Annotated in this window: 15 protein-coding genes and 1 tRNA gene; 7 read left to right on the forward strand and 9 right to left on the reverse strand. The window is 62.7% G+C overall.

Going from position 1 to position 19,895, the window contains the following annotated elements:
- The first annotated feature begins 71 nt into the window (after positions 1 to 71).
- A complete protein-coding gene (locus tag ACR0JC_RS09035; RefSeq protein WP_170340686.1) occupies positions 72 to 911 on the forward strand; it encodes an IclR family transcriptional regulator in 840 nt (279 codons plus the stop codon).
- On the opposite strand, the gene ACR0JC_RS09040 is transcribed toward ACR0JC_RS09035, so the two are convergent.
- The 3 genes from ACR0JC_RS09040 to putA are packed head-to-tail and all read right to left on the reverse strand — an operon-like array spanning position 887 to position 5,438.
- On the reverse strand, positions 887 to 1,258 hold the full coding sequence (locus ACR0JC_RS09040; RefSeq protein WP_170340688.1) for a GFA family protein: 372 nt from the start codon (positions 1,256 to 1,258) through the stop codon (positions 887 to 889). The genes ACR0JC_RS09035 and ACR0JC_RS09040 overlap by 25 nt on opposite strands.
- The gene (locus tag ACR0JC_RS09045; RefSeq protein WP_170340691.1) at positions 1,255 to 1,998 is read right to left on the reverse strand and encodes a rhomboid family intramembrane serine protease; all 744 of its coding nucleotides are present in this window, start codon (positions 1,996 to 1,998) and stop codon (positions 1,255 to 1,257) included. Before ACR0JC_RS09045 ends, ACR0JC_RS09040 begins: the two co-directional genes overlap by 4 nt.
- A 41-nt stretch (positions 1,999 to 2,039) precedes the next feature.
- Complete coding sequence (gene putA / locus ACR0JC_RS09050) at positions 2,040 to 5,438, reverse strand: bifunctional proline dehydrogenase/L-glutamate gamma-semialdehyde dehydrogenase PutA (RefSeq protein WP_170340693.1); 3,399 nt, start codon at positions 5,436 to 5,438, stop codon at positions 2,040 to 2,042.
- Between the two features lie 102 nt (positions 5,439 to 5,540).
- On the opposite strand from putA, the gene ACR0JC_RS09055 reads away from it, so the two are divergent.
- Together ACR0JC_RS09055 and ACR0JC_RS09060 are read left to right on the forward strand one after the other, a co-directional pair.
- Entirely contained in the window at positions 5,541 to 6,029 is a 489-nt protein-coding gene (locus ACR0JC_RS09055) for an Lrp/AsnC family transcriptional regulator (RefSeq protein WP_093964720.1), read from the forward strand.
- Between the two features lie 30 nt (positions 6,030 to 6,059).
- On the forward strand, positions 6,060 to 6,626 hold the full coding sequence (locus ACR0JC_RS09060) for a tetratricopeptide repeat protein (RefSeq protein WP_170340695.1): 567 nt from the start codon (positions 6,060 to 6,062) through the stop codon (positions 6,624 to 6,626).
- Positions 6,627 to 6,680: 54 nt separating this feature from the next.
- On the opposite strand, the gene ACR0JC_RS09065 is transcribed toward ACR0JC_RS09060, so the two are convergent.
- Positions 6,681 to 8,570: a PhoX family protein gene (locus ACR0JC_RS09065; RefSeq protein ID WP_170340698.1), complete on the reverse strand. Its 1,890-nt coding sequence runs from the start codon at positions 8,568 to 8,570 to the stop codon at positions 6,681 to 6,683.
- A gap of 307 nt (positions 8,571 to 8,877) precedes the next feature.
- Between ACR0JC_RS09065 and ACR0JC_RS09070 the strand changes: the two genes are divergently transcribed.
- The 4 genes from ACR0JC_RS09070 (at position 8,878) to ACR0JC_RS09085 (ending at position 13,880) form a co-directional block, all read left to right on the forward strand.
- Positions 8,878 to 8,951 (forward strand) — tRNA-Gly (locus ACR0JC_RS09070).
- A 128-nt stretch (positions 8,952 to 9,079) separates the two neighbouring features.
- Positions 9,080 to 10,900 carry an ABC transporter transmembrane domain-containing protein gene (locus ACR0JC_RS09075; protein WP_170340700.1) on the forward strand — a complete coding sequence of 607 codons (1,821 nt, stop codon included), beginning with the start codon at positions 9,080 to 9,082 and terminating at the stop codon, positions 10,898 to 10,900.
- Between the two features lie 154 nt (positions 10,901 to 11,054).
- On the forward strand, positions 11,055 to 12,944 hold the full coding sequence (locus ACR0JC_RS09080) for an acyl-CoA synthetase (RefSeq protein ID WP_170340702.1): 1,890 nt from the start codon (positions 11,055 to 11,057) through the stop codon (positions 12,942 to 12,944).
- Positions 12,945 to 12,956: 12 nt separating this feature from the next.
- Entirely contained in the window at positions 12,957 to 13,880 is a 924-nt protein-coding gene (locus ACR0JC_RS09085; RefSeq protein ID WP_480763805.1) for an alpha/beta hydrolase, read from the forward strand.
- Positions 13,881 to 13,886: 6 nt separating this feature from the next.
- On the opposite strand, the gene ACR0JC_RS09090 is transcribed toward ACR0JC_RS09085, so the two are convergent.
- The 5 genes from ACR0JC_RS09090 to ACR0JC_RS09110 all read right to left on the reverse strand — a co-directional run bounded on the left by ACR0JC_RS09090 (position 13,887) and on the right by ACR0JC_RS09110 (position 19,887).
- Complete coding sequence (locus ACR0JC_RS09090; RefSeq protein ID WP_170340706.1) at positions 13,887 to 14,723, reverse strand: alkaline phosphatase family protein; 837 nt, start codon at positions 14,721 to 14,723, stop codon at positions 13,887 to 13,889.
- A gap of 159 nt (positions 14,724 to 14,882) precedes the next feature.
- A complete protein-coding gene (locus ACR0JC_RS09095; protein WP_170340708.1) occupies positions 14,883 to 16,520 on the reverse strand; it encodes an ABC transporter ATP-binding protein in 1,638 nt (545 codons plus the stop codon).
- Entirely contained in the window at positions 16,517 to 17,332 is an 816-nt protein-coding gene (locus ACR0JC_RS09100; RefSeq protein WP_170340710.1) for an ABC transporter permease, read from the reverse strand. Before ACR0JC_RS09100 ends, ACR0JC_RS09095 begins: the two co-directional genes overlap by 4 nt.
- Positions 17,329 to 18,285, reverse strand: coding sequence for an ABC transporter permease (locus ACR0JC_RS09105; protein WP_170340107.1), 957 nt, complete (start codon positions 18,283 to 18,285; stop codon positions 17,329 to 17,331). The genes ACR0JC_RS09100 and ACR0JC_RS09105 overlap by 4 nt, the downstream gene beginning before the upstream one ends.
- 15 nt (positions 18,286 to 18,300) lie before the next feature.
- Positions 18,301 to 19,887 carry an ABC transporter substrate-binding protein gene (locus tag ACR0JC_RS09110; RefSeq protein ID WP_170340108.1) on the reverse strand — a complete coding sequence of 529 codons (1,587 nt, stop codon included), beginning with the start codon at positions 19,885 to 19,887 and terminating at the stop codon, positions 18,301 to 18,303.
- Between the last annotated feature and the right edge of the window lie 8 nt (positions 19,888 to 19,895).

Genomic DNA, 19,895 nt, shown 5'->3' on the forward strand with positions numbered 1-19,895 from the left:
CATTTCGCTGAGTGTTTGTGACCAGCTGAGAAAGCCAGACGGCCGTTCGGCCAAAGCGGGGAAGAATCGCCATGTCAGCCCAGAAGCGGCCACGCGGCCGGCCCAAGTCGTTGTTCAAGGAAAGCTCGGCCGGAACCATGCAGGCGTTGGACCGTGCGCTGGGGGTCCTGACCACGGTCGCACGGCTTGAACGCACCGCGCTCAGCGACCTCGCGCGTGAGATCGACGTGCCCACAGCAACCACGCATCGCATCCTGACGACCTTGCAAAAACATGGGTTCGTTAGCTTCAGCGAAGAACGTCAGGAATGGATGATCGGAGTCGAAGCCTATCGCACCGGCGCTTCGTTTTTGCGGCACAACAGCGTTGTCGAGATCGGCCGGTCAGTTCTTCGGCGCCTTATGCAGGACAGCGGAGAAACGGCGAACCTTGCAGTTCCCGACGGGTCGGAAGTTGTGTTTGTCGGGCAAGTCGAGACATCGAACCCGATCCGGGCGTTCTTTCCGCCGGGCGCGCGCACGCCGATGTATGCCTCGGGTACGGGCAAAGCGATCCTGGCGGCCATGACCGAGGCATCCCGGGCCAAGGTGTTGGCGGACACCCAGCTCGTGCCGTATACGCCCAATACTTGCGCCACATTGGATACCTTGCGCGCGGATCTGACCGAAACGCGGCTGCGCGGATGGTCTTATGATCGAGAGGAGCGCCACTCGGGCATGTCCTGCATCGGAGCCGCAATCTTCAACGACAAGCAGGAGCCTTGCGCAGGAATCTCTGTCTCGGGGCCGACCGCGCGATTCAATCCGGACCGGGCACCCGAGCTTGCCGCCCACGTCGTTCAGGCTGCGCAAGAGATCACGCGGTTGAGCGGTGGTCAAACTCCGGATCAGTCAGACCGATCAGAGGGGTGATTGACCCCGTCATTCCAGGGAATCGGCCCGTGGGTTCTGGGGTTTGCGCCCTCGATGCAGCCAAGGTTGACGCCGCACTCTGCCGGATCCGAGCGTCTTTGGTGATAAACGTATATCCCGCAGGTCTTGCAGAAATAGTGTTTCGCCGTGTGCGTGCCCCACGTGTAGAGGCTCAGGTTCTCGGCGCCTTCAAGAATGCGCAGGCTCTCGGTTATGGCGGTCACGGCGGCGGCCCCGCGGCGGATGCAGAAGGAACAGTCGCATCGGGCAGCCGTGGACAGGCCACCGGGGAACTCGGCCTCGATCTTCACGGCGCCGCAATGGCAGGTGGCGGTCATTTGGCTCATCGGCGTGGCACTCTTGGTATGCGGGACTGGCTGAGCTTGTAGCGGTGTTCGGGATGCGGCGGGTGGCCGTGGGTGCGGTTCCAATAGGCCGGCCCGCCGCGTTTCAGCCACAGTGGGATGCACAGTACCAAACCGATCACGAAACCGCCCGTATGCGCCCAATAGGCCACACCGCCGGCGTCAGGGTTGCTGGACACGCTGCCAAGGAACTGCATGCCCAGCCAGACGCCCAGCATCACGAAGGCCGGGATGGTGAAGACCCGGAAGTAGATGATCAGAATCAGCAGGATATCGACGCGCGCCTTTGGGAACATCAGCAGGTACCCACCCATCACTGCGGCAATTGCGCCGGACGCGCCGATGGTGGGTACCAGCGACCCGGGAGCCGTAACGATATGGACCAGCCCGGCGCCGATACCCGCGACCATGTAGAACAGCAGGAAGGGCAGGTGGCCCATCTCGTCTTCCATGTTGTCGCCGAAGATCCACAGGAACAGCATGTTGCCGATCAGATGCATCCAGCCGCCATGCAGGAACATCGACGTCACCAACGTCTCGAGCGCCACGCCGTCGCTGATGCGGGCGGGGATGATCGCATAGTCGAAATAGAACCGGTTGATCAGCCGGGCATCGTCCATGATTCCGACATAGCTGAGGAAAACCAGGACATTCGCCGCGATCAGCGCATAGACGACATAGGGTGTGCGGCCCGAGGGGTTGTGGTCTCGAATTGGAAACATGGGGGGACGCTGGGCTTTTCACGGCCCAGCGTCAAGTCAGCTTATGCCGCACCGCCCAGAAGTGCGGCGTTTCCTCCGGCGGCCGTGGTATCGACGCAGACATGGCGCTCAGCCATCACCCGCGACCGGTCGGGCAAGCCGGGGATCAGCGGCAGGATGGGGCCGTCTCGCCGAGCCAGATGGCGCTCGATCTGACGCGCGGTGTCCGCATCGCCCCACCACAGAACCCCCGATATTCCCGGCAGGTTCTCAAGCCGGTGCAGGTCAAGCGCGCCCTCGGTCTGAATCGCGGTGCCGCCAAGCGCGAGAATGGCGTCTGCTTGCGCCTTGGCCGCCTCGGGGCCGGGGCCCAGGCACAGGAACGGCGCGCGGGGGAACTCGGTCAGCCGGTTCGACTCGCCGGTCGGTCCGGGCATCGAGCGGGTCGTCGGCGCGGCAGGCTGCCCGATCGGTGCGGGCAGGTCGGTTGGGGCGGACCATTCCGCGGCCACGACCTGTCGGTCCGGGGCGCAGAAACGGGCCAGATAGTTCGGGCCGCCCGCCTTGGGGCCGGTGCCGGACAGGCCTTCGCCGCCGAAAGGCTGCGAGCCGACGATCGCGCCGATCTGGTTGCGGTTGACATAGATGTTGCCGGCGTGGATCGCCTCGGTGACGTGCTGCACCCGGTCGTCGATGCGGGTGTGCAGGCCGAAGGTCAGGCCATAGCCGGTGGCGTTGATGTCGGCGATCACCTGGTCGATCTCGTGTGACTTGAACCGGGCGACATGCAGGACAGGGCCGAAGATCTCGCGTTCCAGCGCTTTTATACCGGGGACTTCGATCAGCGTGGGCGCCACGAAGATCCCCTCGGGCGGCAGCGCCAGCTCCTTCAAAACACGACCCTCGGAGCGGGCCTTGGTAACGTGGTCCGCGATGCCCTGACGGGCCTGTTCGTCGATCACCGGGCCGCAATCGGTCGAGAGCAGCCACGGGTCGCCCACCGACAGGGCGTCCATCGCGCCCTTGAGCATGGCCAGCACGTCATCGGCGATGTCGTCCTGCAGATACAGACAACGCAGGGCCGAGCAGCGCTGGCCCGCCGACTGAAAGGCGCTTTCGATGATCGACTGCACGGCCTGTTCGGGCAGGGCGGTGCTGTCCACGATCATCGCGTTCAGCCCGCCGGTTTCGGCGATCAGCGGCGTTCCGGGCCGCATGTGCTCGGCCATTGCAGCGCGGATTTTCAACGCCGTCGCGGTCGAGCCGGTGAAGGCCACGCCCGAGACGCGCGCATCCGACGTCAGCGAGGCCCCGACCGCTGGCCCGCCCGGCAGCAATTGCAGCGCATCGCGCGGCACGCCGGCTTCGTGCAGCAGTTGCACCGCCCGGTGGGCGATCAGCGGAGTCTGCGGTGCGGGTTTGGCCAGAACCGCATTACCCACGGCAAGCGCTGCCGAGATCTGCCCCGTGAAGATCGCCAGAGGGAAGTTCCACGGGCTGATGCAGGTGAAGGTCCCGGCAGGGTCTGCGTCGGGGATGTTGGCGGCGTAGTAGCGCAAGAAGTCCACCGCCTCGCGCAGTTCGGCCACCGCGTCGGGCAGTGATTTGCCGGCCTCACGCGCCAGAAGGGCGAAGAGCTCACCGTAGTTGGCCTCGTAGAGGTCGGCGGCGGCATTAAGGATGCGGCCGCGCTCGGCCGCTGAAGCCTGCCACGGAGCAGCTGCGGCCAGCGCCAGCTCCACATCCGCAGCGCTGGCCGGCGCGACCGCGCCTGGCCGGTCCTCGGGCAGGGCGGGGTTGATGACAGGTTCCTCGGCCTCGGGCGCTGCGTCACCGGCCAGCAGGGGCTGCGCGAACCAGTGAGGTGCGCGAAAGGCGTCGCGGGCGGCATCGATCCGGTCCAATGTCGGTGTGTGATGCAGGTCGAACCCCTGCGAGTTTGGTCTTTCAGGTTGAAACAGTTCGGGGCCGGTTGGGATGTGGCGTGCAGGTTTCCGCACGGCCTCGAACGGATCGGCGGCCACCACTTCGGGGGCAACGTTTTCGTCCACGATCTGGTTGACGAACGAGCTGTTGGCGCCGTTTTCCAGCAGCCGCCGCACCAGATAGGCCAGCAGGTCGCGATGCGCGCCAACCGGCGCGTAGATCCGGCAGCGGGTATTGTGTTGGTCCTTGACGATCTGGTGCAGGGTTTCACCCATGCCGTGCAGGCGCTGGAACTCGAAGGGCTGGCCCTCGGCCATATGCAGGATCGCGCTGACCGTGTGGGCGTTGTGGGTCGCGAACTGAGGATAGATCCGGTCGGTCATGCCCAAGAGCTTGCGGGCATTGGCGATGTAAGATATGTCGGTTGCCGCCTTGTTGGTGAAGACCGGGAAGCCGTCGACGCCCTCGACCTGCGCGCGCTTGATCTCGGTGTCCCAGTAGGCGCCTTTGACCAGACGCACCATCAGCTTGCGGTCATACCGCTCGGCCATGTCATAAAGCGTGTCGAGCACCAGCCCGGCACGCGGCCCATAGGCCTGTACCACCACGCCGAACCCGTCCCAGCCCGCAAGCGCCGGTTCGGTCAGAACCGCCTCGATCACCTGCAGCGACAGCGACAGGCGGTCAGCCTCTTCGGCGTCGACGTTCAGGCCCATTCCGGCCGCCTTGGCCAGAAGCGCCAGCGCCCGCAGGCGCGGCACCAGCTCGTCCATCACGCGCTGTTCCTGCGCAATCTCATAGCGCGGATGCAGCGCCGAAAGTTTAACCGAGATGCCGGGATTGGCGCGGATGTCGTCATGGGTGCAGGCCTCGGCAATCGCGGCGATGGCGCGGGAATAGGAAAGGTGATAGCGCGCGGCGTCCGCCTCGGTGCGGGCGGCCTCGCCCAGCATGTCGTAGGAATAGGTGTAGCCCTTGGCCTCCATCCCGGCGGCGCGTTTCATGGCGGACTGGATGGTTTCGCCCAGAACGAACTGCCGGCCCATTTCCTTCATCGCGCGGCCCACCGCGGTGCGGATCACCGGCTCGCCCAGCCGCTTGATGGCGCCGCGCAGGGCGCTGACCGGCGAGGCCTTGCCCTCGTCCAGCACCTTGCCCGTCAGCATCAGCGCCCAGGTCGAGGCATTGACCAGCGATGACGACGAGTGGCCCAGGTGCTTGCCCCAGTCCGAGGGTGCGATCTTGTCTTCGATCAGCGCGTCGATCGTGTCGGCGTCGGGAACACGCAACAGTGCCTCCGCCAGACACATCAGGGCGATGCCTTCATCGGTCGACAGGCCGTATTCCGCCAGAAACACCTCCATCAGCCCCGGCGCGGTGCTGGAGCGGATGTCGCGCACCAGTTGCGCGGCCGCCTCGCAGATGGCGGTGCGGACCGCTTGAGTCAGGGCGGCCTGATCGGTCAGGGAGTTCAGCAATGCGGTCTGGTCCGCGTAGGTCATGGAATCGATGGTGTGGCGCAGGCTGTGGGTCATGTGTCCTCCGGTCTTTCACGCAGTATACTTGCGATTTTGCGGGACAACGGACCGAAAATGAAATATCTGGCACCCGATGTCCTGAATTTTGGATCAAACTCCATGCGAAAAGACTTTCCGGGTTTGGACCGGTTTGACCGCGCGATTCTGTCCATCGTGGCCGAGGACGGCCGGATCTCGGTCGCGGATCTGGCCCGGCGGATCGGGCTGTCGAAATCACCGACGCAGGCGCGGCTGAAACGGCTCGAGTCCGAGGGGATCATCACCGGCTACCGGGCCATGCTGGACCCGATCCGCCTGGGGCTGGACCATGTGGCTTTTGTCGAGGTGCGCTTGACCGACACGCGGGAAAAGGCGCTGGCTGAGTTCAACGCGGCTGTCCGCAAAGTGCCCGAGATCGAACAAGCGCATATGATCGCGTCGAATTTCGACTATCTGCTGAAGGTGCGGACCGGGTCGATGACGGAATATCGCGCGGTTCTGGCCGAAAAGATTTCGTCGCTGCCGCATGTGGCCAGCACCTCAACCTTCGTGGCTATGGAGGCGGTGAAAGAGACCGGGCTGGCCGATGCCATCGATGGCGCGGGTTGACGAAAGGGCGATCCGCGTCACCATTGAACTATGAGACACCTTATTCTTTCCGCAGTTCTGAGCGCGGGCGTTGGGATCCCGGCAATTGCTGAGACCTGCCCGCCTGCGCCCGATCACGCCGCCCGGCTGGGTGATCTTATCGGTCAGATCCAGCAGGCCGAGACCGAGATGGCCGCGCGCGAGATCTCGAACCAGATGTGGGAGCTGTGGGCCGACGCACCTGACGAGGCCGCGCAGACCGTATTGGATCAGGGCATGTCCAGACGTAATGCCTGGGATCTGTTGGGGGCGCTGCAGGATTTCGACCGTTTGATTGCATATTGCCCCGAGTATGCCGAGGGCTACAACCAGCGCGCATTCGTGAATTTCCTGCGTCAGGATTTTGAATCGGCCCTGACCGATCTGGACCGCGCACTAGAATTGTCGCCGAACCATATCGCAGCGATGAGCGGTCGTGCGCTGACCCTCATGGGTCTGCAGAGAATGGAAGAAGCCCGCGTTGCACTGGCAGAGGCGCTGGAACTGAACCCGTGGCTGCCCGAGCGTCACCTTGCAGCCGATGGTGGGCCTTTGGCGATGCCGGGCCAAGATCTCTGAACAGCACTGTCACCCCCGACGCTTCGCCGGGGGTGATCGCTGAGGTAAGACGGTTCAGCCGACCTGTCCGTTGTCCTTGCGTTTGATCGCGATGATCGAGGAACGCGGCGTGCCCCCATCTGGCCAGGATCCACCGGGGTGCTGGATGCCTACAAACATGGTCCGGCGGTCGGCCGACCATGTCAGACCGGTCACCTCGCAGCCGTTCGGGCCCGTCATGAAGCGAACGATTTCACCCGTGATCGGGTCGCCGGCCAGCATCTGGTTGTTGCCGTGGCCTGCAAAATCGCCTTCGTTGTCGTCGTTCCCGTCGGTCTGGATCCAGACCACACCGGTGCTGTCGATCATCATCCCGTCGGGCGAGTTGAACAGGTTGCCTTCGTTTACGTTCTCGGACCCGGCATACGCATCGGAATGCACTGTCGGATTGCCGGCCATGACGTACAGATCCCACTTAAACGCGGTTTCTGCATGATCCTGGTTGGCTGGCCGCCAGCGAACGATCTGCCCGTATTTGTTGGCTTCCCGAGGGTTGGGGCCATTGACCGAAGTATCATCGCCACCCGCGTTGGGTTTGACGCCACGGTTCTTGTTGTTGGTCAGGCAACAATAGGCCTCGGCAAGAACTGGGCTGGTTGCAACCCATTCCGGTCGGTCCATCGTGGTTCCACCGGCCTCAGACGCAGCGATGCGGGCAAAGATCAGAATCTCGGCCTCGTCCATGCCGGTGGTTTCCGGCGTCAGCGGCACCCATTCACCAGACATGTCGTCGTTGAATCTGGCAACATACAGCGTTCCGTCATCCAGCAGACCTTCGGTATCCCCGCCGGGGGTGTAGACGCCGTTCGAGACGAATTTGTACAGGTATTCGCCCCGCTCATCATCTCCCATATAGACGACAATGCGACCATCCTTAGCCAGCTCGACCGCGGCGTTCTCATGTTTGAACCGCCCAAGTCCAGTATGCTTGACCGGGGTGCTGTTGGGATCGGTCGGGTCGAATTCGACCACCCAGCCGACGCGATGTGGTTCGTTGGGGTTCTTCGAGGTGTCAAACCGTGGATCGAACAACTCGTACCCGTTCCAGCTTTCGGCCTTGATGCCGTATCGCTTGAAGCCATCCGCGACCTTTGGAGTATATGTCGCGCTTTCGTTGCTGGAGCCGAAGTAGCCGTTAAAGTTCTCTTCGCAGGTCAGGTAGGTGCCCCAAGGTGTCTTGCCCGACCCGCAATTGTTCATCGTGCCCAGCGACGTTGTGCCGGTCGGATCGGCCTCGGTCTTCAGCAGGTCGTGGCCAGCTGCCGGCCCCACGATCTTCATGGGGGTGTTGTGGTGAATGCGGCGATTGAAAGGGCTGTCCTTGACCACGGTCCAGCCATCCGGGGTTTCGGCAATTTCCATCACCGTCACACCCTGCAGGTTCTGCAACTTTCGAACGTCATCCGCGTTTGCGGGCACACCTTCCTGCGCTGCGGGCAGGTTGATTTTGCGGTTGGGATACTCGTGATTGATGGCAATCAACTGGTGCCCTTGGAACGAGAAGGTTTCCATACCATCAGTGTTTTCGCCAAATACCTTGTCCGAGTTCTCGACCGGTCCACCATCGGTGATGTCATACCCGTCAGCCTCGGAGAACAGCGGATCGCCCCAGCGCATGAGGACCTTCCATTCATACCCCTCGGGCACATGCACGGTGCCATCGGTCTGGGCCGCAATCGGGGTGAAGGCAAAACGAGAAGCGGTCTGTGCGTGGGCTGAGGTCGACCCCAGCAGACCGCTGCCCATGGCCGCAGCACCCGACCCGAAGGCCAACACTCCGCCCAGAAAGCCGCGTCGCGACAGGGCGCTTTCGACGACGCGGTCAAAGTCGTTTTCGTCGGGGCGGGGGAAATGCAGTTCGTCCCAGTCGTCGGCGGAAAGGGTGGCTGGATCAACGTCTTTCATTGGGTGATTCCTCGCTGTCGGAATGAATTTGTGAAACGGATTTAGGAACTGATTGTTACAGGTACTTAACAACCCCATTAACCGTTTGGGGCGGTACACACGCTAGGCAGGTTTTCGCGAACGGCAAGCACTGCAATCGTATGCTGCGCCAGTGCGCGACCCCAAAACAAGTGCAATTCAGAGCGATGGGCGGTTGGCCGCGCAGTCTGCAATGGTTGACCGCAAGCAGGCAGTCGCAAAAGCGATGCGTAGGTGGATTTCGGTTCTTGACGACGGCCCGGGCATGGACTACTCAGCCCTTCACCAAGCGGGTATAGCTTAATGGTAAAGCCCCTGCCTTCCAAGCAGGCTATGTCGGTTCGATTCCGTCTACCCGCTCCAAACTCTCCGGAATAAGTTGCGTCAAAAAGCCCTTGTCGGGGTGCTATTGCGCGCAGTCTCCTTGACCCGGCGCGCCTGCGCCGCCAAGAAGCCGTATCGCGAGTCCCAGAAGGTAAAAAGGGTCAGGCATGGCAAGAACACGCTCCGCCAACCAAGCAAACGTTCAGGCGCCCGGTGCTCATGAAGATCGACCCGGATCCCGGAAGCTGGGCGTGCTGGCCTCTTTGTGGCCGTTCATGAAACCTTATCGGCTGCTGATGCTTGGGGCGACGCTGGCGCTGGTTCTGACGGCCAGCATGACCCTGACCTTGCCTTTGGCCGTGCGGCGCGTGGTCGACAACTTCCGCATCGAAGACGGTGAACTGCTCGATTGGTATTTCTTGGCGGCGCTGGGCATCGCAGCGGTTCTGGCGGTGGGAACGGGTATCCGGTACATGCTGGTGACCCGGTTGGGCGAGCGGGTCGTGGCTGACATCCGCAAGGCAGTCTTTGACCGCGTCATCGGCATGAGCCCCGCCTTCTACGAACGCATCATGACCGGTGAGGTCCTGAGCCGTATCACCACCGACACCACGCTGATCCAATCCGTTCTGGGCTCGTCAGTGTCGATCGCATTGCGGAATTTCCTGATGTTCATCGGCGGGCTTGTGCTGATGTTGCTGACCTCGGCCAAGCTGACCGGGCTGGTTTTGCTGCTGATCCCGGTGGTGGTGGTGCCGATCCTGGTTCTCGGGCGTCGGCTGAGGGTCATAAGCCGCGAAAACCAGGATTGGATCGCCGCCTCGTCGGGCAATGCAGGCGAGGCGCTGGGCGCCGTTCAGACCGTACAGGCGTTCACCCATGAGGACGCCAGCCGCCGCCAGTTCGGCGACATGACCGAGACCTCGTACCATGTTTCCCTGCGCCGTATCCAGACGCGGGCGGTTCTGACGGTGATCGTGATCTTTCTGGTTTTCTCGGGGATCGTCGGAGTTTTGTGGATGGGGGCGAACGATGTGCGCAACGGCGTGATGACCGAAGGCGTGCTGATCCAGTTCGTGATCTATTCGATCATCATGGCCGGGTCCGTAGCCGCCCTTTCCGAAATCTGGAGCGAGCTGCAGCGTGCCGCAGGCGCCACCGAGCGGCTGGTCGAGTTGCTGAACGCCGAAGATACGGTCAACGACCCGACACAACCCAAGGCGCTGCCGCAGCCGGTCAAGGGACAGATCACCTTTGACAACGTCACCTTCCGCTACCCGGCCCGGCCAGACGTTCTGGCACTGGACGACCTGTCGCTGACAGTGAACCCGGGCGAGACCGTGGCCTTCGTCGGACCCTCGGGCGCGGGCAAGACGACCGTGATCCAGTTGATCCAGCGGTTCTACGACCCCGAGGCCGGTCAGGTCAGCCTAGACGGGATCGATCTGGGCGACATGCGCCGCTCGGATTTCCGGCAGCACATGGCGCTGGTTCCGCAGGATCCGGTGATCTTTGCGGCCTCGGCGCGCGAAAACATCCGGTTCGGACGGCTGGACGCCTCGGATGCCGAGGTCGAGGCCGCGGCCCGTGCCGCCGCGGCGCATGACTTCATCTCAGCCCTGCCCGAAGGCTATGACAGTTTCGTCGGCGAACGCGGCGTGATGCTGTCGGGCGGTCAGAAACAGCGCATCGCCATCGCGCGGGCGATTTTGCGCGACGCTCCGGTTCTGCTGCTGGACGAGGCGACCTCGGCGCTGGACGCCGAGAGCGAGCGCGCCGTTCAGGCCGCTGTCGACCAGATGCGCGCCGGGCGCACCACCCTGATCGTGGCGCACCGTCTGGCCACCGTGAAAAAGGCCGATCGCATCGTGGTGATGGAGAACGGCCGGATCGTGGCGCAGGGCACCCATGACGATCTGGTGGCGCAAGATGGGCTTTATGCGCGTCTGGCGCGTCTCCAGTTCACCGATGGTGTGGCCGCCGAGTGAAGTGACGCGCGGGCATTTCGCGAACCGCCGTAGCGTCATTCTACTTTTTCCCCTTGCCCGAGGGTAAGCCCTCGCTTGCGCAGGGCTGCATTTGCTTACATCTTGGACGCAAGACAGCCTGCAAAAATGCAGGGTGAAAAAGGGGAGGAACCACATGGCCTTTGTGGGCAAGGAAGACAAACTGAGAATGGAGCAGGAAATGCCGTGGGAGGACCGCGACGTCCCCGTCACGTTCCATCAACTGCTCTCGCGGACGGCCGCCAAGTTCCCGGATCGCAACGCGATCAGTTTCCAGATCCTGTCCGGCCCCAAGGACAAGGCCGAAACCCTGACATGGTCGCAACTGCTGACCAAGACGAACCAGGCAGCCAACCTGTTCCGCTCTTTGGGGGTCAAGGAAAACGACGTGGTGGCCTATGTGCTGCCCAACTGCAACGAGACGCTGGTCACCATGATGGGCGGCGCGGTGGCCGGGATCGTGAACCCGATCAACCCGCTGCTCGAGCCAGAGCAGATCGCGTCGATCCTGCGTGAGACCAAGGCCAAGGTCGTGGTCACGCTGAAGCCATTCCCGAAAACGGACGTCGCGCAGAAGGTCGCCGAGGCCGTGCGCCACGCGCCGGGTGTCAACACCGTGTTGGAGATTGACCTGAACCGGTACCTGACGCCGCCGAAATCGTGGATCGTGCCTTTGGTCCGGCCCAAGATGGCCGACAAAGAGCATCTGGCCCACGCCGATTATCTGGATTTCAACAAGGAACTGGCGAAGCAACCCACCACGCTGACCTTCGAGGACAGCAAAGAGGACCGGGTTGCCTGCTATTTCCATACCGGCGGCACCACAGGTATGCCCAAGGTCGCGCAGCACAAATATTCCGGCATGATCTACAATGGGTGGCTGGGCCACACGCTGCTGTTCTCGGAAGAGGACGTGATCATGTGCCCGCTGCCGATGTTCCACGTCTTTGCCTGCCATGTGATCGTGATGGCGGCGGTGTCGTCGGGCGCCCATGTGGTGTTCCCGACCCCCGCCGGTTATCGCGGCGACGGCGTGTTCGACAACTTCTGGAAGCTGATCGAACGTTGGAAAGTTTCGTTCATCATCACCGTGCCCACGGCGATCTCGGCCAAGATGCAGCGTCCGGTGGATGCCGACATCTCGACCGTCAAGACGGCCTTCTCGGGTTCGGCTCCGCTGCCGGTCGAACTGTTCCGCCGGTTCGAGAAAGCGACCGGTGTGACCATCGTCGAAGGTTATGGCCTGACCGAGGCCACCTGCCTGGTGTCCTGCAACCCGGTGGATGGCGAGAAGAAAATTGGCTCGATCGGGATTCCGTTCCCGTACACCGACGTCAAGATCCTGCGCGACAGCCCCGACGGGCCCAAGGAATGCGCGGTGGACGAAGTGGGCGAAATCTGCGTGTCGAACCCGGGTGTCTATGCCGGGAACACCTATACCGAGGAGGACAAAAACGTCGATCTCTACTATTTCGACAAGTACCTGCGCACCGGCGACCTGGGACGGTTCGATGCGGACGGGTATCTGTGGATCACGGGCCGGGCCAAGGATCTGATCATTCGCGGCGGCCACAATATCGACCCGGCCGAGATCGAAGAGGCCTTGCTGGGCCATGACGCGGTGGCCTTTGCCGGCGCCATCGGCCAGCCCGACGCCCATGCGGGCGAGGTTCCCTGTGCCTTTGTCGAACTGGTCGAAGGCGCCAGCGTGACCGAGGAAGAACTGCTGGAATACTGCAAGGTGCACGTGCACGAACGCGCGGCGCATCCCAAGCACATGACCATCCTGCCCGAACTGCCGAAGACGGCGGTGGGCAAGGTCTTCAAGCCAGAACTGCGAAAACAGGCGATCACGCGGGTCTACAACCAGGCGTTGGAAACCGCCGGCGTTGCGGCGCGAGTCGTGTCGGTCATCGACGACAAAAAGCGCGGCCTTGTCGCACAGCTTGACGCGAACGGCGCATCCGAGGACGATGTGAACCAAGTGCTGGGCAACTTCACCCGGCCGTGGGAGTGGGCCGACTGATCCGGAGGGGCAATGGACTATGAACGTCTGATCGACGAGGAGACCTGGGCGTTCATCCGGCGCACCGCCGAAAGCTATCCCGAAGACGCGGTGGATCGGTCCATCGAGGACCAGCGCCGCGTCTATGACGACATGTGCCGCGCGTTTCGGCAGCCGCGTCCACAGGGCGTCGAAACGCGGGACAGCTCGGCCGATGGGGTCGGGGTGCGCATCTATTCCTGCGGAGATCCAACCCGAACCGTCGTCTACATGCATGGCGGCGGGTTCGTCGTGGGCGGGCTGGACAGCCACGATGACGTCTGCGCCGAACTGTGCGCCCAAACTGGCTATCGGGTGGTGGCGGTCGACTACCGCCTGTGTCCTGAACATGCTCATCCGGCGCAGTTCCAGGATTGCTGGACCGCGGTGAACTGGGTGGAATCCGAATTCGGCGATCCGCTGGTTCTGGCCGGGGACAGCGCGGGCGGAAACCTGGCCGCAGCCGTCGCCCATCACGCGCGCGGGCGCATCGGGAGCATCCTGGGGCAGGTTCTGATCTATCCCGGTTTGGGTGGCGATCCGAACCAGGGATCGTATATCGAACACGCCCACGCCCCGATGCTGACGCGCGACGAGGTCCTGTTCTATGAAAAAGTCCGGTGCGGCGGCGCCGTCCCGGAACATGACCCAACATTCGCACCCCTGCATGATACCGACTTTTCCGGGCTGCCGCCGACGGTGGTGGTGACCGCCGAATGCGATCCCCTGCGTGATGACGGAGCAGCGTACTGCGCCAAAATCACCGCCGCCGGCGGGCAGGCGCATTGGATCAACGAGGCCGGACTCGTGCATGGCTACCTGCGCGCCCGCCATTCGGTGACCCGCGCCGCCGACAGCTTCGAACGGATCTCGATCGCGGTCGAGGCGCTGGGGCAGGGGTTGTGGAACTACGACTGACGGCGCTCAGCGCAGGAACGGCTTGGCCTTCATCGTCTCGGCCACCGGAGCGCCCATGCGGGTCAGGATCGTGGGTGCCAACTGCAGCTGGTCAATGACCGTTTCCGCATCGGGGCCCTCGGCATCGCCGAAATAGTACAGCGCCGTTTCCTGCTGCAGCGCGCTGCGCCCACCGTGGTGGCCGCGCTCGTCCTGGCCGTGATCAGCGGTCACGATCACCTCGTATCCCAACTGCCGCCAGCGGGGGATGAAAGGGGCCAGCATCTCGTCCATGACGAAGCAGGCGTGATCCATCTCTTCACAGTCGTGGTAGAAGCGGTGGCCCATGCTGTCGAGCGTACAGGTATGGAGAATGCCGTAGTCCAGCCCGAACCGCAGGCACAGGTTGGTCAGGGTCGCGAACAGGTCGACATCGGACGGCGTCATCTGGTTGGCCTTGCCATAGCCCGTCATCGAGTGGAAGCGGCCGTGGTTGATGGTGGCGCTGTCCGGTTCGTCGTATTCGATGTCGCGCACATAGTCGAAAGGGTGGCGGTTGAAGAACTGCGACCAGAAGCTGTGGGTGACGGCCCCGGTCACGCCGCCGGCCTCGCGCACCTGGCTGAAGATGTCCTTGTGGTCCAGACGGAACACGTTGCCGTTTCCGGTGCAGCCATGCTCCTGCGGTGTCACGCCCGTGTGGATCGAGGCATAGCAGCTGGCCGAGATCGAAGGCAGCACCGAACGCAGCTTCCAAACCCGCGCCTCGCCGCTGTCGACCCAGCCCTCGAGGTTGCCGAATAGCCGGCGGAAATTGCGCCAGGGAACCCCGTCGAGAATGATGAGCAGAAGCTTGCGGTCCATCGCATGGCCCTCGTGTTGGTTGGCTTGTTTGCCTCACCCTAGGAGATTCGGTCAGCCAAGGCTGCCTGTTCCCGCCCGGAATGAGAAAATCCCGACACTTCGATAGAAACAAAGTGTCGGGATTTCAGAGTGTTTTGTCGGCGTGAACAGCCTGCGGCATCAGTTGCCGGCGCTCTCCATCTTGCGGTGGGCCACGACCTCTTCCAGCCAGCCCAGATGCATCTCGGGTACCGAGCTGAGCAGCAGGTCGGTATAGTCGTCGAACGGCGGGCTCAGCACCTGCGATTTGGGTCCATAGCGCACCACGCGCCCCTGATACATCACGGCGATGCTGTCACTGATCGCGCGCACCGTCGCTAGGTCATGGGTGATGAACAGATAGGCCACGTCCTCGATCTTCTGTAGGTCCAGCAACAGCTTGAGAATGCCGTCCGCCACCAGAGGATCCAGCGCCGAGGTGACCTCGTCACAGATGATCATTTTGGGTTTGGCTGCCAGCGCGCGGGCAATGCACACGCGCTGCTTTTGACCGCCGGACAGCTCGGCCGGGTATCGGTCGATGAAACCTTCGCCCAATTCGATCTCGTCCAACAGTTCGATGATGCGCTTGCGCTTCTCGGCGCCGCGCATGTTGAAGTAGAACTCGAGCGGCCGGCCGATGATGGTACCCACGGTCTGGCGCGGGTTCATCGCAACATCGGCCATCTGGTAGATCATCTGCAACTCGCGCAGGTCCTCGCGCGAGCGTCCGCCCAGATCGGGGCTGAGCTTGCGCCCGGCAAAGGTGATCTCGCCGTCGCGCGGGGGCAGCAGGCCGGTGATCACCCGGGCCAGCGTGGACTTGCCCGACCCCGATTCCCCCACGACCGCCAGCGTCTGGCCCGGATGTACCTCGACATTGACGTTGTGCAGCACGTCGAAATTCAGCCCCTTGTAACGGGCCGTGATGCCATCGACCTGCAGCACGGGTTCGGGCGTGGGCTGTTTTTCCTCGTGTTCGATCGAACGGACCGAGACCAGCGCCCGCGTGTACTCTTCTTGTGGGTTGTTGATGATCTGGTCGGTGGTGCCGTATTCGACCGTGTCGCCCATGCGCAGCACCATGATGTCATCGCTGACCTGCGCCACGACCGCCAGATCGTGGGTGATGTACAGCGCGGCCACGCCGGTGTCGCGGATTGCTTCCTTGATCGCCATCAGGACGTCGATCTGGGTGGTCACGTCGAGCGCGGTCGTGGGTTCGTCGAACACCACCAGATCCGGCTCGGGGCACAGCGCCAGCGCCGTCATGCAACGCTGCAGCTGCCCGCCCGAGACCTGGTGCGGATAGCGGTTGCCGATGTTGTCCGGGTCGGGAAGGCCCAGCTTGGCGAACAGCTCACGCGCACGGGCCTCGGCCTCTTTGCGGCTGAACTTCTTCTGCTCGACCGCGGCTTCGACCACCTGATCCATGATCTTCTTGGCGGGATTGAAGGACGCCGCCGCCGATTGCGACACATAGGTCACCTCGCCGCCGCGCAGTTTGCGGATATCCGACAGCGACGTCTTGAGGATGTCGCGCCCGTTCACCCAGACCTCACCGCCGGTGATCTTAACGCCGCCCCGGCCATAAGCCATCGATGCCAGCCCGATGGTCGATTTGCCCGCACCGGATTCCCCGATCAGCCCCAACACCTTGCCGCGCTCGAGGTCAAAGCTGACCCCGTGCACGATTTCGATGTCGCGGGGCTTTTCGCCCGGCGGGTAGACGGTTGCGCCGATCTTGAGGTCACGGACCTTGAGAAGGGTATCGCTCATCCCCGGCCTCCTTTCAGCGATGTGGTGCGGTTCAGGATCCAGTCGGCCACCAGGTTGACCGAGATGGCCAGCGTGGCGATGGCCACCGCCGGGTACAGCGCCGCGCCGATGCCATAGACGATGCCGTCCTTGTTTTCTTTCACGATGCCGCCCCAATCGGCCAGCGGAGGTTGAACGCCCAGGCCCAGGAACGACAGGGTCGAGACGAACAGCACCATGAAGATGAAGCGCAGGCCCAGTTCGGCCACCAGCGGGGACAGCGCGTTGGGCAGGATCTCGCGGAAGATGATCCAGCCGCGGCCCTCACCGCGCAGCTTGGCGGCCTCGACATAGTCCATGACTTCGATGTCAACGGCAACGGCCCGGGCCAGACGATAGACGCGGGTGGCGTCCAGCAGGCCCATGACCACGATCAGAACCGGGATGGTGACCGGCACCATGGCCAGAACCACCAGCGCGGTGATCAGCGACGGGATCGACATGATCAGGTCCACGGTCCGCGACATCACCTGATCGGCCCAGCCTCCCAGCACGGCGGCCAGAAAGCCCAGGATCGAACCGGTGACGAAGCTGAGGATGGTGGCGGCGGTGGCGATGAAGATCGTGGTGCGCCCGCCATAGATCATTCGGCTGAGAAGATCGCGGCCGATATTGTCGGTGCCCAGCCAGAATTCCGAACTCGAGGGCTCCCACACGTCGCCGACCACCTCGGCCATGCCGTAGGGCGCCAGGAAGGGCGCAAAAACGGCGATGATGAAATACAGGGCGGTGAAGGCCAGCCCGATCATTGCAGAGATTGGGATGTTCTTCATTTCGGGTGCCTCAGCCTTGGGTTGGCCAGGATTGCGACGATGTCGGCAACCATGTTCAGCCCGATATAGATGGCGGCGAAGATGACGCCGCAGGCCAGCACCACCGGCACATCGCGCTTGGTCACATGGTCCACCAAATACTGTCCCATGCCGGGATAGACGAACACCACCTCGACCACGACGACGCCAACGACCAGATAGGCTAGGTTCAGCATCACCACGTTCACGATGGGGGCGATGGCGTTCGGGAAGGCATGGCGCCAGATGACCTTGAAGTTGCTCAGGCCCTTGAGTTCGGCCGTTTCGACATAAGCCGACTGCATCACGTTCAAAATTGCGGCGCGAGTCATGCGCATCATATGCGCCAGAACCACCATGGTCAGCACGATGACGGGCAGCGCGATCGAGTTCAGCTTTTGCCAAAAAGACATGCTGTCATTGATCATCGCCAGCGGCGAGAACATGCCCAGCTTGACCGCGATGAAATAGACGAGGACATAGCCGATCAGGAATTCCGGGATCGAGATGGTCGTCAGGGTAACGGCTGAGATCAGCTTGTCGGGCCAGCGGTTGCGGTAGCGTACCGCGACGAGGCCAAGAAAAATTGCAAGGGGGACCGAGACGATGGCCGCCCAAAAGGCAAGAAACAACGTATTGCCCAATCGGTTGCTGACCGACTCGGCGATGTCCAGCTTGTTGGTCAGGGACGTGCCCATGTCACCTTGGACAATTCCGCCAAGCCATTCGAAATACCGGGTCAAGGCGGGACGGTTCAGCCCCATCTCCTCACGGAGGTTGGCAAGGGATTCAGGGGTGGCGGACTGCCCCAGGACGGCTTGCGCGGCGTCTCCGGGTAGGGCCTCGGTCAACCCGAAAATCAGGGCCGAAGCGCCAAACAGCAAGAGGAATCCCAGCGCCAGGCGCTGGGAAACCAGTTTGATGATAGGATGCATACCTGTCGATCCGAGTTAGACGAACCACATCTTGCGGGACATGTTGCCGTTCATCATCTCTTGGGTCGGATCAGTCTCCCAGCCATCCAGCTGGTTGCTGATGCCCTCGACAAAGTCGTTGAACATCGGGCAGATCAGGCCGCCCTGGTCACGGACCATCATGCCCATCTGGCTGTAGATGGCCTTGCGCTTTGCCGGATCCAGCTCGGCACGCGCGGCAAACAGCAGGTCGTCGAACTCTTTGACCTTGAACCGGGTGTCGTTCCAGTCAGCGGTGGACAGATAGGCAGTTGCGTACATCTGGTCCTGCACCGGACGGCCGCCCCAGTAGGACGCGCAGAACGGCTGTACGTTCCAGACTTCGGACCAGTAGCCATCATTCGGCTCGCGCTTTATCTCAAGCGGGATCCCGGCCTGCTGGGCGGTCTGCTGGAACAGGGCTGCGGCATCCACGGCGCCGGGGAAGGCTCCGTCGGCCACACGCAGAATGATGGGCGACCCGTCATGACCGGACTTCTTGTAGTGTTCCGCGGCTTTTTCGACGCTGAACTCACGCTGCGGGATCGTCTCATCGAACAGCGGGTATGCTGCGTTGATCGGCATGTCGTTCCCGACCGAGCCATAGCCGCGCAGTACCTTCTCGACCAGCTCTTCGCGGTTGATCGCATATTTCAGAGCGGTCCGCAGCTCGTTGCTGTCGAACGGCGCCGTGTCACAATGCATGATGAACACGTAGTGGCCGCGTCCTGCCGTGGAATGTACGGTCAGGTTGGGCGCACGACCCAAGAGGTCGGCAACCTTGGGCTCAACCCGGTTGATCGCGTGAACCTGACCCGACTGCAGCGCAGCCGTCCGGGCCGTGGCATCGTTGATGACCACCACTTCGACGCTGTCAAAGTTGCCGAAATCCGGGTTCCAGTGGTTTTCGAATTTGGAGAACAGGTGGCGCACACCGGGTTCGTCCGCTTCCAGCTTGTAAGGACCGGTGCCGATACCGGCGCCCGGGTTGTCCATTCCGCCGTCCGGCTGGATGATCAGGTGGTAGTCGGCCATCAGGTAGGGAAGATCGGCGTTCGGCTCGTTCAGGGTGACCTGAAAATATTCGCCATCGGCCTTCATCGACTCGATGCCCTTCATGATGCCCAACGCGCCCGACTTCGAATCTTCGTTCGAGTGGCGCTGCATCGTTTTCAGCACGTCCTCGCTGGTCATGGTCTTGCCGTTGTGGAACTCGACCCCCTGACGCAATTTGAACGTCCACACCTTGGCATCGGCGCTGCCTTCAACGCTTTCGGCAAGGCGCGGCTCGATCGTGCCGTCGGGGGCGACTTCGACCAGTTGGTCGCCGAACTGCTTGCCGTTCTGGAACGGAACCGAGCTGGCATAGGTGGCCGGGTCCAGCGAGTTCGTGGATTCACCGCCCTGCAGGCCCAGTTTCAGATCGCCACCTTTCTTGGCGCCGGCGGCGCGGGCCGCGTCGGCGAAGACGGTGCTGGCCATGGCAGCCGACACACCCAATGCGGCTGCCTTCCCCATGAATTCACGTCGGGTCAGTTTCCCGGCGGTCACCTGGCTGGCCATGTGAGTGAGTTGTTCGTTCATTCGGATAT

Source organism: Ruegeria sp. CH5, assembly GCF_056537025.1.

Coding starts and splice junctions, on each gene's coding strand:
- ACR0JC_RS09035 (WP_170340686.1), top strand. CDS start 72: ATGTCAGCCCAGAAGCGGCCACGCGGCCGGCCCAAGTCGTTGTTCAAG.
- ACR0JC_RS09105 (WP_170340107.1), bottom strand. CDS start 18,285: ATGCATCCTATCATCAAACTGGTTTCCCAGCGCCTGGCGCTGGGATTC.
- ACR0JC_RS09110 (WP_170340108.1), bottom strand. CDS start 19,887: ATGAACGAACAACTCACTCACATGGCCAGCCAGGTGACCGCCGGGAAA.
- ACR0JC_RS09090 (WP_170340706.1), bottom strand. CDS start 14,723: ATGGACCGCAAGCTTCTGCTCATCATTCTCGACGGGGTTCCCTGGCGC.
- ACR0JC_RS09075 (WP_170340700.1), top strand. CDS start 9,080: ATGGCAAGAACACGCTCCGCCAACCAAGCAAACGTTCAGGCGCCCGGT.
- ACR0JC_RS09065 (WP_170340698.1), bottom strand. CDS start 8,570: ATGAAAGACGTTGATCCAGCCACCCTTTCCGCCGACGACTGGGACGAA.
- ACR0JC_RS09085 (WP_480763805.1), top strand. CDS start 12,957: ATGGACTATGAACGTCTGATCGACGAGGAGACCTGGGCGTTCATCCGG.
- ACR0JC_RS09040 (WP_170340688.1), bottom strand. CDS start 1,258: ATGAGCCAAATGACCGCCACCTGCCATTGCGGCGCCGTGAAGATCGAG.
- ACR0JC_RS09045 (WP_170340691.1), bottom strand. CDS start 1,998: ATGTTTCCAATTCGAGACCACAACCCCTCGGGCCGCACACCCTATGTC.
- ACR0JC_RS09100 (WP_170340710.1), bottom strand. CDS start 17,332: ATGAAGAACATCCCAATCTCTGCAATGATCGGGCTGGCCTTCACCGCC.
- putA (WP_170340693.1), bottom strand. CDS start 5,438: ATGACCCACAGCCTGCGCCACACCATCGATTCCATGACCTACGCGGAC.
- ACR0JC_RS09095 (WP_170340708.1), bottom strand. CDS start 16,520: ATGAGCGATACCCTTCTCAAGGTCCGTGACCTCAAGATCGGCGCAACC.
- ACR0JC_RS09055 (WP_093964720.1), top strand. CDS start 5,541: ATGCGAAAAGACTTTCCGGGTTTGGACCGGTTTGACCGCGCGATTCTG.
- ACR0JC_RS09060 (WP_170340695.1), top strand. CDS start 6,060: ATGAGACACCTTATTCTTTCCGCAGTTCTGAGCGCGGGCGTTGGGATC.
- ACR0JC_RS09080 (WP_170340702.1), top strand. CDS start 11,055: ATGGCCTTTGTGGGCAAGGAAGACAAACTGAGAATGGAGCAGGAAATG.